General features: G+C 71.2%; 14 protein-coding genes. 7 read left to right on the top strand and 7 right to left on the bottom strand.

Going from position 1 to position 13,103, the window contains the following annotated elements:
• Positions 1-44 precede the first annotated feature (44 nt).
• Positions 45-614, top strand: coding sequence for a GNAT family N-acetyltransferase (locus ACO0E1_RS06385; RefSeq protein ID WP_422873427.1), 570 nt, complete (start codon positions 45-47; stop codon positions 612-614).
• 467 nt (positions 615-1,081) lie between these two features.
• On the opposite strand, the gene ACO0E1_RS06380 is transcribed toward ACO0E1_RS06385, so the two are convergent.
• The 5 genes from ACO0E1_RS06380 to ACO0E1_RS06360 form a co-directional block, all read right to left on the bottom strand.
• Complete coding sequence (locus ACO0E1_RS06380; RefSeq protein WP_422873426.1) at positions 1,082-1,258, bottom strand: hypothetical protein; 177 nt, start codon at positions 1,256-1,258, stop codon at positions 1,082-1,084.
• Positions 1,255-2,667: an alpha/beta hydrolase gene (locus ACO0E1_RS06375; RefSeq protein WP_422873425.1), complete on the bottom strand. Its 1,413-nt coding sequence runs from the start codon at positions 2,665-2,667 to the stop codon at positions 1,255-1,257. The genes ACO0E1_RS06380 and ACO0E1_RS06375 overlap by 4 nt, the downstream gene beginning before the upstream one ends.
• Positions 2,664-4,664: a bifunctional lysylphosphatidylglycerol flippase/synthetase MprF gene (locus ACO0E1_RS06370; protein WP_422873424.1), complete on the bottom strand. Its 2,001-nt coding sequence runs from the start codon at positions 4,662-4,664 to the stop codon at positions 2,664-2,666. The genes ACO0E1_RS06375 and ACO0E1_RS06370 overlap by 4 nt, the downstream gene beginning before the upstream one ends.
• Before the next feature lie 90 nt (positions 4,665-4,754).
• Positions 4,755-5,945 (bottom strand): sensor histidine kinase, encoded by a 1,191-nt coding sequence (locus tag ACO0E1_RS06365; protein WP_422873423.1) that lies wholly within the window; start codon positions 5,943-5,945, stop codon positions 4,755-4,757.
• Positions 5,942-6,565, bottom strand: coding sequence for a response regulator (locus tag ACO0E1_RS06360; protein ID WP_422873422.1), 624 nt, complete (start codon positions 6,563-6,565; stop codon positions 5,942-5,944). Before ACO0E1_RS06360 ends, ACO0E1_RS06365 begins: the two co-directional genes overlap by 4 nt.
• 146 nt (positions 6,566-6,711) lie before the next feature.
• Between ACO0E1_RS06360 and ACO0E1_RS06355 the strand changes: the two genes are divergently transcribed.
• A complete protein-coding gene (locus ACO0E1_RS06355) occupies positions 6,712-7,488 on the top strand; it encodes a GntR family transcriptional regulator (protein WP_422873421.1) in 777 nt (258 codons plus the stop codon).
• 92 nt (positions 7,489-7,580) lie between these two features.
• On the opposite strand, the gene ACO0E1_RS06350 is transcribed toward ACO0E1_RS06355, so the two are convergent.
• Both ACO0E1_RS06350 and ACO0E1_RS06345 read right to left on the bottom strand, forming a co-directional pair.
• A complete protein-coding gene (locus ACO0E1_RS06350; RefSeq protein WP_422873420.1) occupies positions 7,581-8,033 on the bottom strand; it encodes a PTS sugar transporter subunit IIA in 453 nt (150 codons plus the stop codon).
• Positions 8,030-8,266 carry a PTS sugar transporter subunit IIB gene (locus ACO0E1_RS06345; protein WP_144761695.1) on the bottom strand — a complete coding sequence of 79 codons (237 nt, stop codon included), beginning with the start codon at positions 8,264-8,266 and terminating at the stop codon, positions 8,030-8,032. Before ACO0E1_RS06345 ends, ACO0E1_RS06350 begins: the two co-directional genes overlap by 4 nt.
• A 178-nt stretch (positions 8,267-8,444) precedes the next feature.
• Between ACO0E1_RS06345 and ACO0E1_RS06340 the strand changes: the two genes are divergently transcribed.
• The 5 genes from ACO0E1_RS06340 (at position 8,445) to ACO0E1_RS06320 (ending at position 13,097) form a co-directional block, all read left to right on the top strand.
• The gene (locus ACO0E1_RS06340; RefSeq protein WP_422873419.1) at positions 8,445-9,710 is read left to right on the top strand and encodes a PTS transporter subunit EIIC; all 1,266 of its coding nucleotides are present in this window, start codon (positions 8,445-8,447) and stop codon (positions 9,708-9,710) included.
• Between the two features lie 246 nt (positions 9,711-9,956).
• Positions 9,957-10,868, top strand: a complete 912-nt coding sequence (locus tag ACO0E1_RS06335) for a metal ABC transporter solute-binding protein, Zn/Mn family (RefSeq protein WP_422873418.1) — start codon at positions 9,957-9,959, stop codon at positions 10,866-10,868.
• Between the two features lie 83 nt (positions 10,869-10,951).
• A complete protein-coding gene (locus tag ACO0E1_RS06330; RefSeq protein WP_422873465.1) occupies positions 10,952-11,767 on the top strand; it encodes a metal ABC transporter ATP-binding protein in 816 nt (271 codons plus the stop codon).
• Positions 11,767-12,681, top strand: a complete 915-nt coding sequence (locus ACO0E1_RS06325) for a metal ABC transporter permease (protein WP_422873417.1) — start codon at positions 11,767-11,769, stop codon at positions 12,679-12,681. Before ACO0E1_RS06330 ends, ACO0E1_RS06325 begins: the two co-directional genes overlap by 1 nt.
• Positions 12,678-13,097, top strand: a complete 420-nt coding sequence (locus tag ACO0E1_RS06320) for a Fur family transcriptional regulator (RefSeq protein WP_422873416.1) — start codon at positions 12,678-12,680, stop codon at positions 13,095-13,097. The genes ACO0E1_RS06325 and ACO0E1_RS06320 overlap by 4 nt, the downstream gene beginning before the upstream one ends.
• The last annotated feature ends 6 nt before the right edge of the window (positions 13,098-13,103 follow it).

Here is a 13,103-nt window from a genome sequence, read left to right as displayed (position 1 = left end):
GTGGTGTTCACGCGGATGTCGGTGGTCGGGGCGATGATCGACACATGGTCCACCAGCTCCTGAGCGCCCCGCAGGAGATCCGAACGGATCGCCTCGTCCTGACCCCCGTGACACCGGCCGACATCGACGCCGTGCACGCGATCTACTCCGACGCCCGGACCTGGGCGCACCTGCCCTCTGGTCGACACGTGTCGCGCGAGCAGACGCAGGACCTCGTCCAGCGGAAGATCGGCGGCCGGGTCCGGCACGGGCTCGGGTCGTGGACGATCCGGCACGACGGCGTCGTGATCGGTGTGGGCGGCGTGGACATGACCGCCGGTGGGGTGTGGAACCTCGGGTACCGCCTCGCGCCGAGCGCGTGGGGGAACGGCTACGCGACCGAGATCGCGCGGGCGGCCGTCAGCGCTGCGCTCGAGACGACTCCGGGGACGCCGATCACCGGACGGGTGCTGACGAACAACCCCGCCTCGGCGACGGTGCTCGCCCGAGCGGGGCTGTCACTCGTCTGGCAGGGCACCACCGCTGCGCCGACGCCGAGCGGTGTCGAGCGGCAGGTCTGGGCCGATCGTGCGCTGACCGACGCCCAGTACGACTGGCTCGTCGCGAACGCCTGACGGCCCGCCCCAGCGTCGCCCGGGGAGTCGCCCCGCCCCGCCCCGCTCGCCCCGCCCCTCCCACCCCGCTCGCCCCGCCCTCCCGCGATCGAGTGCGCAGAAGTGGACCGGTGACGGGCGGGCTGGACGCGTGATCTGCGCACTCGATCAACCCGGAGCCGAGTCCCGGCCCGCGTCGGTGTCGTCCGGGGAGTCGCCCCTCGCCCCGCGCCGCTCGCCGCTCGCCCTTCGCCCCGCGATCGAGTGCGCAGAGGTGGACCGGTGACGGGCGGCCGGAACTCGTTTTCTGCGCACTCGATCGACCCTGTGCCGAGTCCCGGCCATCGTCAACGCCTCTCGCCCCGCGCGATCGAGTGCGCAGAAGTGGGCAGGCGATGGGCGGCCGGAACTCGTTTTCTGCGCACTCGATCGAGCCAAAGCCGGGGCCGGACCCGGCGCGGAGGTCCGGCATCGAGGCCCGCTCCGCGTCAGCGTCGTCCGGGGCCGAGCGTGACGACGAACGCGCCGGCGACGGTGGCGAGCACGAGCAGCACGCTCCCGAGGGCCCACTCCGCCGAGCAGCACGTCAGCACGACGACCGCGACGAACACCGCGATCCCCAACAGGGCCGCGCGCATCGCCGCGATCGCCGAGCGGTCGTTCACCCGTGCACCACGCCGGGAGCGGTGAGCAGGACGTCCGCCTCGTGCGGGAGCTCGGTCGACACGGACCACTGCACGGTGTTCCAGTCGTGACCGCTTCCCGGTGCCGACGCCACCGTCGTGCGGATCCCGGCCGCCCGCGCCGCAGACCCGAGGTGCCGGGCGGACCGGACGAACTCGCCGTCCGTGGACCCCGCGGTCAGCCACACCGACGAGTCCGGGTACGGCCGGTTCGCGGCCATCAGTGCACCAGGAGCGGCGGCTCGCCAGCGGCGCAGGGAACCGCCGAACGCCTCGTCCGCGCTGTTCTGCGGCGAGCGGTCGATCGGCTGCGGCTCGCTGGAGATCGCCAGTGCCGCGCTGAATCGGTCGGGGTGTCCGGCGAGGAACTGCATGGCACAGGTCGCCCCCTGCGAGAACCCGACGAGCCCCCACCCGCGGCGATCGGTCGTGACGCGGAGGTGCGAGGTGATCCAGTCCGGGACGTCGCGCGTGATGTAGGTCGCGGCGTTCCCGATGGTCGAGTCCACGCACATCGTGTTGTGCCCGGGGACGGCGAGCTGGTCTGCCGACACGACGATCGGCGCGATCCCGTGGTGGGCTGCGGCGTACGCGTCCAGGGTGCTCGCGAGCCCACCGGCGGTGAACATGTCGCTCGGTGAGCCCGGCTGGCCGGACAGGGACACGATGACGGGGAGCGGCGGCGGGTCGGCGGTGCGGGCCGCCGGCGGCAGGTACACGACGGCTGGTCGGGCGGGGAAGCCGGACTCCCGGCCGGGGATCCGGACGGTGCCGACCAGGCCGGTGGCGGGCATCGTCGCCGGAGGCACCCACCGGTCGGCCGCACGAGTCCCGGTCGTCCCGGCGGATCCAGCCGACCCGGCCGCGACGGCCCCGCTGCCACCGCCGGTCTCGGCACCCAGGTCGAGCGCCGGGAACGGATCGGTCTGGACGAGCGCGTTCAGCGTCGGGTACGCGGCGTAGTCGACGTTCACGCCCAGCGCGGGGACGAGGAGCGCGAGGGGCACGAGCACCACCGCGAGGACGCGTCGGCCCCGTCCGCCCTGCACGAGACCGACCGCCGCCAGCCCGAGCCCGGCGAACGCGAACGCCACCCACATCCGCGTCACGTCGGTCAGCCGCACGTCGAAGGCGTTGAGGAGGTCGCCGACCACCCAACAGGCGAGGAGCCCGACGAGCCCACCGCCGACGGCGCCGAGCGCACGGATCTCCGTCCGGCGCCAGGCAGCGCGGTCCGGCCACCGGCTCCGGGCGCCCCCGTCGCGCCCGGTCGACCGGAACGCCGGCAGCGCCACGAGCAGGACGAGCACGACGAACACGACGTCGGCCGGCACGAGCTTCGTGGGCACCTGCAGCCGCGTGCCCATCACCCAGTGGAACGGGTCCGTCACGAGCGTGCTCCGGCTGCCGCGCGGTGCGCCCGGCCGAGTTCGAGCAGGTGCCGCGGGCGGAAGCCGGGGACGTACGCGCTCGCGAGCGCCCGTGCCACCCGCGGGACGTGCAGGGGCGTGGGGACGACCAGCCAGAGCGGCTCGTGCGCTGCGCCGAACTTCTCCTTGAAGCGCTGGAGTGAGCGGAACCCGTAGACCGGCTCGAGGACGCGGGAGACGAGCAGCGAACCCCGGTCGAGCACCCCGCGTGCCGCCGGGTCGTGCGCGGCGAGCGGCGTGCCGGAGAGGCTCAGCATGGTCAGCCCGGCCTCACGGGAGCGCAGGGCGGTCCTGGCGATCAGGAACTCGATCACGCCGGGCATCCCGGACTCCCCGCGGCGCATCACGTCGAGCGTGTACCCGATGAGCGTCCCGTGCGCGTACACCGGCAGCCAGCTCGTCACCGCGACGACCCGCTCCTCGGCGTCGACGGCGAGTGCGAGTCGGACGTCCGGGTCGTCGAGCTCCCGGAACCCGCCGAGCGTGAACCCCATCTCCGGCAGACGACGGTCGGCCGCCCAGCGGGTGCAGATCGCCTCGACCTGTGCGCGCTGTTCGGCGTCGAGCGCCTCGAGGCGTGTCCACTCGTCGCGTACCCCCTCGCGATCGGCGCGGTTCGACGCGGTGCGCAGGTCCTGCCGCCGCTTGCCGCGCAGGTCGAACGTGGTGACGTCGAGCACGGCTTCGACCCCGACGGGCAGCGCGGTCCAGCCCTCGGCAGCCAGGACCTCCCGCACCGGTGCGTGCACACTCGTGAACGCCGGCGTCCACCCGTTCTGGTCGCAGTGCACGACGAACCCCGCGATCACCGCGGCGCGGTCGTCGGCGCAGCACACCGGGTCGGAGACGGTCAGAGCGACGTCCCCGCGGACCCGGTAGGCCACGGCGCCGAGTCCCTCGGGGTGCGACCAGACGGCGTTGCCCCGCCAGGTCCCCATGTGCCCGAGGGTCCCGGCATCGCCGTCGCGGAGCATCGCCACGAGGTCGGTCGTGCTCGTCGCCGCACGGAACCGCCCCCGGACCAGGCGGTCGCGGAGTAGCAGGACGGCGAGGAGCACCCCGGCCGGGACGACCCAGGCGCCGATGAGGGTGACCTGCCACTCGACCTCGTCGAGCCCGAGGCCCTGCCACTGCAGCGCGTCGGCGGTCATCGGTTCGATGACGAACGCGTCGGCGAGCACGGCGGTCACCACGACGAGCACGGTCACCGCCACGACGACGCCGGCCCGCCGGCCGTGCGACACGAGCCAGGCCGCGAGCAGCAGGAGCGCACCGACCAGCACGACGGCACGGTCGGTCATCGCGTCGGCGAACGGGGACAGGACGCCATCGGGATCGGGGACGACGAGCGTCACGAGCGATCCGGAGCCGAGGGCCGCGAGCGCGGCCGTGATGACGGTGCGGACCGACAGCGGGTCACGACGGGCAGGACGGGAGGCTCGGCCGATGACGAGCGCGCCGCTCGCCACCCCGAGCAGCGCGGCCAGGGCACGGGCCACGTCCGATCCGTGACCGGCGAAGAGCAGCAGGGTGACGGTCACCGTCCAGAGGACGGTGCGGACGCGCCACCGGCGCTGCGTGGGCAGCGCCGCGGAGGACGCGGCGAAGAGCGCCACCGCGACGACGCTCGGCGCCATGAGCTGCTGCCCGTGGGCGACCTCGGCGTGGGCCTCACCGAGGGCGGCACCGACCGTGACCGCGACCCGGGTGAGGAGGATCGCGACCGTCGGGACCACGAGCCCGACGACGACCGTCCGGACCGATCCGATGGCGCGCTCGGACACCGCCGCGGCGACGAGCAGGGCGAGCAACGCGACGCACGCGACGGGCGGGTGGTGCGGGAAGTCCGGCTCGGACCCGTTCAGCCGTGCGGCGGCGACGAGCGCGGCGGTCACGACCGTGACGACGACGGTCACCGGGTACCGACGGAGCCTGACGACGAAGGGAGTGATGCGCACCCTTGCATCCCAGCGGATCGACGCGCGGGGGACATCGACCCCGGGGCTGAACCGCGCTGGCCGATCGGCCATCCCGGGCTGGCCGTCGGATCAGACGGCGGGGGCCGGGGGCAGGTGTTCGACGGGCAGCCGGAGGTGCAGTGCGAACCCGCCGTCGGCCGTCTGTCCGAACTCGAGTGAACCACCGAGCAACGACGCACGCTCGCCGAGCCCGATCAGACCGAGGCCGGAGCCTGGGAGTTCGAGCCGTGCACCCCGCGCCGGACCGTTGGACACGCGGACGTCGACGTCACCGTCCTCGACGAGCCCGGTGACCTCGACCGCGGCGTCGGGGGCGTGCTTCCGGACGTTGGTCAGCGCTTCCTGCACGAAGCGGTACACGGCGCGCTGGACCGGCTGCCCGAGGGTCTCCGGCAGGACGACGTCCGTGCGGGTGTCGAGTCCGGAGTCGTCGATGAGCCGCTGCAGGTCGGCGAGCACCGGCTGCGGAGCGATCGCGCGGTCCGTGCCACCCGATGCGCGCAGGACCTGGACCATCTCGCGCAGTTCCTGCAGCGTCACGACGCACAGCTGCCGGATCGTCCGTGCGAACCCGCGCTCGGCCTCGTCCCTGCCCGCCATCTGCATCCCGCCCGCCTGGACCGCGATGAGCGTGACCTGGTGCGAGACGACGTCGTGCATCTCCCGCGCGAGCAGCGCCCGTTCCCGCGACAGCGCCACGGCTGCCGCCTGTCGGCGTTCGTCCGCCCGGGCGGCGTCGCGTTCCACCAGGCGCTCGGTGAGGCTGGCGCGGGTCTGGACCAGGAGCCCGATCGAGATCGGGCCGAGCGCGAAGATGAGCGCGTAGATGATGGACACGACGATGTCGTCCAGCGTCTGCGGCGGGCCGACGAACCCGCTGAAGCCCACGAACTCGACGACCGCGGCGAGGAGCATCACCCACCGTCGCTGGGTGCGCGCGCCGATCGTGAACAACGCCACCGCGGAGGCGACCACCGCCGAGCCGATGAACAGGCCGGGAAGGGTCAGCGCGAACGCGGTGACGGGGAGCCGGCGTCGGAGGAGCAGTGCGGCCGCGGCCACCAGGGACATCACGGTCTCGAACTGCGTCGCCCCCGAGATGTCGAGCACGGCGTCCGCGACGGCGGCGGCGACGAAGAACGCGTCGACCAGCCACCACGGTGCCCGGTGCGTGCGCACCCAGCGCAGGCCGGCGTCGACCGCCGTGTCGAGCCTCCCGTCGGTCGCCTTGGCGAGCCGCCGGATCCGCCGTGCGCTCACGTGAGCAGGCCAGCGGCTGCGGCGCGGAGTGCGAGCTGGACGCGGCTCGTGACGCCGAAGGCGGCGAGGAGGCCGCGGACGTCCTCCTTGACGGTGCCGGTGCTCACGCCCAGGTGGACGGCGATCTCCGGGTTGCTCGCGCCGTCGGCGAGGAGCCGGAGCACCTCGCGACCACGGTCGGAGAGCGGTGGCGCGGCGACCGGTTCGGACGTCTGCGCGAAGAGGCGGCTCCGGTCGAGCCCCGGCGCGAGCACCACGCCACCGGCGGCGAGCACGCGGACGTACTGCGCGAGGTGCTCGGGATCGGTGTCCTTGAGCAGGAAGCCCGCTGCGCCGAGCTCCATCGCCCGGCCCAGGTGCTCCGCGGCGTCGAAGGTCGTGAGCATCGCGACCGCAGGGGGGTCCGGCATCGCCGTGATCCCGGCGAGCAGGTCGAGGCCGCTGATCCGGGGCATCCGGACGTCGAGCAGGACGACGTCGGGGCGGTGCTCGGCGACGATCGACAGCGCGTCCGTGTCGTTGCCGCTCGCCACGACCTCGATGTCGTCGGCGGCCCCGAGGATGAGCCCGAAGCCGTAGCGGACGAGCCCCTCGTCGTCGATGATCACCACGGATGTCACGGCGACATCCTGGCAGCTTCCGATGGAGTGTCCCAGAGGGCCCCCTCGGGGATCGGTGAGAATCCGTCCACATGTCGCGTTCTGTCATGCACATCGACTGGGCGGTCGCGACTCGCTAGTGTGATGGCAACTGGTCATGTCCGCCCATGACCAGCTGCCGAACCACCGCGATGGAGCACGAGGAGCCGATGACGACCCGCATCACCGAAGGAGCCGAGCCCAAGCACCAGCAGCTCCGGCGCATCCTCCTCGAACTCGCGACGGTGCGACTGGCTCCGGGTGCGGCGATCCCGTCCGAACGCCAGCTCATCGCGGAGTACGGCGTCTCCCGGATCACCGTGCGCGAGGCCCTCGGGCAGCTCGTCAACGAGGGGTACCTGGAACGGGTCCGCGGCAAGGGCACCTTCGTGGCGCACCGGCCCGTGCAGTCGACGCTGCACCTGGCGTCGTTCACCGAGGAGATGCGGGCGATGGGGCACGTGCCGACGACGGTCGTGCTGGTCCGCGAAGAACGTGTGCCACCGCCCGACACCGCCGCGGCACTCCGTCTGGGGGAGACCGACACGGCGTACCACGTGAAGCGCCTGCGCATGGCGGACGGGGCGCCGGTGTCCATCGACGACGCCTGGCTCTCCGCCGGCGCCTTCCCCGGGCTGCTCGAGCACGACCTGTCCGGGTCGGTGTACTCGATCGTCGCGAACGAGTACGGCCTGCCGATCGACCGCGCACAGCAGACCGTCGCGGCGAAGCCCGCAGCGGACGACGTCGCCACGCTGCTCGGCACGAAGACCGGCGCGCCCGTGCTCGAGTTCGACCGGGTGTCGTACTCGCGGGACCGCCCGGTCGAGCACGCCATGAGCTGGTACCGGTCGGACCGCTACCGCGTGCAGATGGAGGTCACCGCGACGCAGTCCGTCGTGTAGCGCGGGCGCGCGAGGCGGACTTTCGGCCCTGGCGACATTTCACGCGAACGTGATCCTGTGAAGTGTCGCCAGGGCCGTGAACTCCGGGCGGATCAGACCTCGAAGAGGGTGTCGCCCTCGGTGACCGTGGTGCCCACGGTGCCCTGCGCGATCGAGTCCGGCGCGGAGCCGAGCACGACGACGGGGCACACCGGGGAGTACCCGGCCGCGGAGATCGTCGCGGGGGTGAAGCGGACGACGGGGTCCCCGGCCGCGACGGTGTCGCCCTCGGCCGCGAGGAGCTCGAAGCCCTCGCCCGACATCTTCACCGTGTCGATCCCGACGTGCACGAGCACGTCGGTCCCCGCCGTACCCTGCAGCGCGAAGGCGTGCGGGTGCAGCTTCACGATGGTGCCGTCGACGGGTGCGACCGCGGTGACCGTGCCATCGACACCGGTCGGGTCGACCGCGACACCGGCTCCGACGAGCTGCCCGGCGAACACCGGGTCCGGCACGTCGGCGAGTGCGACGACCGGCCCGGCGAACGGCGTCAGGACTGCGGTCACAGCTCGTCCTGGATGTCCTGCGCGAGGTTGTCGGCGATCGGCCCGACGATGACCTGCCAGCCGGTGCCACCACCGACGACGGCCTGGGCACCGGCGGCCTGGAGCGCGCCCTTGTCGACGAGGTCACCGTCCTCCACCTCGACGCGGAGACGCGTGATGCAGCCCTCGACCTCTTCGATGTTGTCGGCACCGCCGAGCGCGGCGATGATGTCGGCAGCCTTGATGTCGGCCATCTGTTTCCTCCTCGTTAAGGGTGCGCGTCCAGGTTGACATGCTGTGCGCGGTCATCGACACTACGTACTGGTCATGACCGGACAGGACCGGACCTGGCGATACCGCCGAGGTTACCTGCGCCGGCTGCGCGACTCAACTCACCCCGACCAGCTCCACCCAATGACGAGAGGAACTCCGATGAGCACGACTGCTGCCACGGATGTGCCGGAGAAGAAGACGCCGAAGAAGCAGAGCAAGCTCTTCGCCAACGCCCAGCGGCTCGGCCGGAGCCTGCTGCTCCCCATCGCGGTCATGCCCGCCGCGGGCATCCTGCTCCGACTCGGCCAGTCCGACATGCTCGGCGCCATCCCCGGCTTCGAGAAGGGCGCCACGATCATCGCGGCCGCCGGCAACGGCGTGTTCACCTGGCTGCCGCTGCTCTTCGCGGTCGGCATCGCGATCGGCTGGGCGAAGAAGTCCGACGGCACCACGGCGCTCGCCGCGGTCGTCGGCTACATGGTCATGTACCAGGTCTTCGCGGCGATGTCGCCGATCGTGCTCGCCGGGGTCAAGGACGCCAACGGCGACCAGGCGACGATCAACTTCGGTGTCCTCGGCGGCATCGTGATGGGGCTCGTCTCCGCGTGGCTCTGGCAGAAGTTCCACCGCACGAAGATGCCCGACTTCCTCGGGTTCTTCTCCGGTCGTCGCCTCGTGCCGATCCTGACCGCGGTCGCCGGCCTGATCATCGCGGTGCTCATGTCCTTCGTGTACCGCTACTTCGACATCGCGCTGACCGCAGCAGGCCAGGCCGTCGCGGACAACGCCGTCATCGGTGGTGGCATCTTCGGGTTCGTCAACCGCATGCTCATCCCGATCGGCCTGCACCAGCTGCTCAACTTCTTCCCGTGGTTCCAGCTCGGCAGCTTCACGACCGGTGGTGTGACCTACCACGGTGACATCGCGCGCTTCCTCGCGGGCGACCCGACCGCCGGCATCTTCCAGACCGGCTTCTTCCCGATCATGATGTTCGCGCTGCCGGCCGGTGCGCTCGCGATCTGGCGCAACGCCAAGCCGCAGAACCGCAAGCTCGTCGGCGGCATCATGCTCTCCGCCGCGCTGACCTCGTTCGTGACGGGCATCACCGAGCCGCTCGAGTACTCGTTCATGTTCGTGGCGTTCCCGCTCTACGTCATCCACGCGGTGCTCACGGGGACGTCCCTGGCGCTGGTGAATGCGCTGGGCATCCACGACGGCTTCTCGTTCTCGGCGGGAGCGATCGACTTCGTGCTGAACTTCGGCAAGGCGGACGGGGCGATCTGGCTCATCCCGATCGGCCTCGGCTACGCGGTGATCTACTACTTCCTCTTCGGCTGGGTGATCAGGAAGTGGAACCTCCGGACGCCGGGCCGCGAGGACGACACGATCGCCGAGAACACGATCGAGGCGGCCACCAAGGCGTAGGACGCGACCACGCGTCGAACGGGAGGCACGGTGCCAGCTGGCACCGTGCCTCCCGTCCGTCTCAGCGCGCGTTCCTGCCCATCGCGGCCGGAGTAGAAAGCCGAATCGCGCGTAGGCGGCCGGAAATTCGGGCCTCCTGCGCGCGAAAGAGCTTCCAACGCGCGAAACGACCTCCTACGCGCGGAACGGCACCGCCGCTGATACCGGTTTTGACAATCGTTATCAACAACGGCTACCGTTGGCGTCATGCACAACCGCCTCCTCGCCCTGCCGCTCGTCGCCGGCGCCGCCGCACTCGCCCTGACCGGCTGCGCGACCTCCTCCGCGTCCACGAACGGCAGCGGTGACGACACGATCAAGGTCGTCGCCTCCACGAACGTCTACGGCTCGCTCGTCGAGACCATCGGCGGCGACCACGTCGACGTCACGAGCATCCTGAACGACCCGTCGCAGGACCCGCACTCGTTCGAGTCCAGCGCCAAGACCCAGCTCGCGGTCTCGAAGGCCGACCTGCTGATCGAGAACGGCGGCGGGTACGACGACTTCATGACGACGCTGTCGGACTCCTCGAAGACCAAGGCCGACACGATCAACGTCGTGAAGCTCTCCGGCCTCGACAAGGGTGGCGACGCGGAGTTCAACGAGCACGTGTTCTACAGCTACCCGACGATGGTCAAGCTCGTCGCCGACGTGTCGAAGCGGCTTGGCACGCTCGACAGTGCGGACAAGGCGACCTTCGAGAAGAACGCCGCGGCGCTCACGACGAAGCTCGAGGACCTCGAGTCGCAGACCGCTGCGCTCAAGAAGCAGTACGACGGCGAGAAGGTGACGTACACCGAGCCGGTCCCCGGGTACCTGTTCGACGCGATCGGCCTCGACAACGTCACGCCGGACGCCTTCTCCGAGGCGATCGAGGAGGGCGACGACGTCCCGCCGGCGGCGCTCAACGACACGCTGAAGCTCTACTCGAGCCACACCGCGAAGCTGCTCGCGTACAACGAGCAGACCTCCAGCCCGGAGACCGAACAGGTCAAGAAGGCAGCAGAGGACAACGGCGTGCCCGTGGTCGGTGTCACGGAGACGCTCCCGAAGGGGAAGAATTACGTCTCGTGGCAGCAGGCGAACATCGACGCGGTGCAGGCGGCGCTGGCGAAGTGACAGCAGTCCAGCCCCGACAGGACCGGTCCCAGCCCGGACAGGACCCGCGAACCGCCACTGCCGAGCGCAGTGGCGGTTCCGCCGTGCTCGCGCTCCGCGACGCCGGCCTGTCCTACGGCACCCGCAAGCTCTGGGACGGCCTCGACCTCGACGTCGCGCCGGGGGAGTTCCTCGCGGTCCTCGGCCCGAACGGCGCCGGCAAGACGTCCCTGCTGAAGACCGTGCTCGGGCAGCAGCGCCTGACCAGCGGTTCGATGTCGTTCCTCGGCCAGCCCGTCCGCCGCGGGCACCGGAAGATCGGCTACATCCCGCAGCAGCGCCTGATGGAGTCCGGTACGCCGCTCCGCGCGCGGGACATGATCGCGCAGGGCGTCACCGGCTCCCGCTGGGGCATCCGGCCCGAGCGGAAGGCCGAGCGGGAGCGGATCGACCGCATCATCGACGAGGTCGGCGCCACCGCGTTCGCGGACGCCCCCGTCGCCGAACTGTCCGGCGGCGAGCAGCAGCGCACCCGGGTGGGGCAGGCCATCGCCGCCGATCCGGCGCTCCTCCTCTGCGACGAACCGCTCATCTCCCTCGACCTGCGTCACCAGCGCGGTGTCACGGAGCTCATCGACCGACAGCGTCGCCAGCAGGACGCCGCGGTGCTGTTCGTCACGCACGATGTGAACCCGATCCTCGACGTGGTCGACCGGGTGCTCTACATCGCCGGCGGCCGGTTCCGCATCGGATCGCCGGACGAGGTGCTCCGCACGGACGTGCTGAGCGACCTGTACGGCACGCCGGTGGACGTCGTCCGGACGATGGGCCGGATCGTCATCGTCGGTGCGAACGACGCCCACGACCACCACTGCGACCCGGACCCGCACGCCGCGACGCCGGACGAAGGGCGGATCTGATGGACGTCTGGTCGACGATCTTCTCCTTCCAGGACTACGGCGAGCTCCTGACCCTCGTGCAGAACTCGATCATCGCCGGTGCGGTGCTCGGCATCGTCGGCGGGCTCATCGGTCCGTTCGTCGTCGCGCGGAACATGCCGTTCGCGGTGCACGGCATCAGCGAGCTCTCGTTCGCCGGTGCCAGTGCGTCCCTGCTGCTCGGGGTGAACGTCGTGACGGGCTCGCTCGTCGGGTCGGTCATCGCGGCGTTGCTCATCGGGCTGCTCGGCTCCCGGGCGCGCGACCGCAACTCGATCATCGCTGTGCTCATGCCGTTCGGTCTCGGTCTCGGGATCCTCTGCCTGGCGCTCTACAAGGGCCGTGCGGCCAACAAGTTCGGGCTGCTCACCGGGCAGATCGTCTCGGTGGACCAGCCCCAGCTGCAGTCGCTCATCGTGATCAGCGCGATCGTCGTCATCGCCCTGCTGGTCATCTGGCGCCCGCTGATGTTCTCGTCGGTGGACCCGGACGTCGCAGCCGCTGCCGGTGTCCCCGTCCGCACCCTGGCGCTCGTCTTCATGCTGCTGCTCGGGCTCGCGACCGCGGTCTCGGTGCAGATCGTCGGCGCGTTGCTCGTGCTCTCGCTGCTCGTCACGCCGGCTGCCGCGGCACTCCGGCTGACCGTGCACCCCGTCCTGGTCCCCGTGCTGAGCATGGTGTTCGCGGTCGTGTCGGTCGTCGGTGGCATCCTGCTGGCACTCGGCGGCGGCCTGCCGATCAGCCCGTACGTGACGTCGATCTCGTTCGCCATCTGGGTGGTGTGCCGGATCGTCGGTGCCCGGAAGGAACGACGGGGTCGCGACCGGGTCGCGGTCCGCGACGAACACGACACGACCGCGGCGCCGTCGCGTCGCACGGAAGGAGTGAACGCGTGAACGCCGTCCAGAAGCCCAAGCGCAACACCTGGCAGCGCGAAGCCGTCCGCGGCGCGCTCGACTCCACCGAGGGGTTCGTCAGCGCACAGGCGCTGCACGCGCACCTCCGGGAAGGTGGCTCGACGATCGGCCTGGCCACGGTCTACCGCGCCCTTGCGGACCTCGCGACCGAGGGGGACGCCGACTCGCTCCAGCAGGACGGCGAGTCGCTGTACCGGGCGTGCACGACGGACAAGCACCACCACCACCTGATCTGTCGGAACTGCGGTCGGACGGTCGAGATCCAGGCCGACCCGGTCGAGCAGTGGGCGAAGCAGGTCGCCGCTGAGCACGGGTTCACGAACGCCAGTCACGTGGTCGACATCTTCGGCGAATGCGCAGCGTGCACGGCAGCACGCGGTAGCGCGTCCGCGTAGCGTCCA

Source organism: Curtobacterium guangdongense, assembly GCF_049341845.1.
In the GTDB taxonomy this organism is placed as follows: Bacteria; Actinomycetota; Actinomycetes; order Actinomycetales; family Microbacteriaceae; genus Curtobacterium; species Curtobacterium guangdongense.
The sequence above is the reverse complement of the archived record's forward strand: the minus strand, read 5'-3'. Positions and strand labels throughout refer to the sequence as shown.

What these genes read in the sequence shown, in the direction of transcription:
- ACO0E1_RS06385 (WP_422873427.1), top strand. Translation starts at nt 45, where the DNA reads ATGGTCCACCAGCTCCTGAGCGCCCCGCAGGAGATCCGAACGGATCGC.
- ACO0E1_RS06355 (WP_422873421.1), top strand. Translation starts at nt 6,712, where the DNA reads ATGACCAGCTGCCGAACCACCGCGATGGAGCACGAGGAGCCGATGACG.
- ACO0E1_RS06345 (WP_144761695.1), bottom strand. Translation starts at nt 8,266, where the DNA reads ATGGCCGACATCAAGGCTGCCGACATCATCGCCGCGCTCGGCGGTGCC.
- ACO0E1_RS06340 (WP_422873419.1), top strand. Translation starts at nt 8,445, where the DNA reads ATGAGCACGACTGCTGCCACGGATGTGCCGGAGAAGAAGACGCCGAAG.
- ACO0E1_RS06335 (WP_422873418.1), top strand. Translation starts at nt 9,957, where the DNA reads ATGCACAACCGCCTCCTCGCCCTGCCGCTCGTCGCCGGCGCCGCCGCA.
- ACO0E1_RS06325 (WP_422873417.1), top strand. Translation starts at nt 11,767, where the DNA reads ATGGACGTCTGGTCGACGATCTTCTCCTTCCAGGACTACGGCGAGCTC.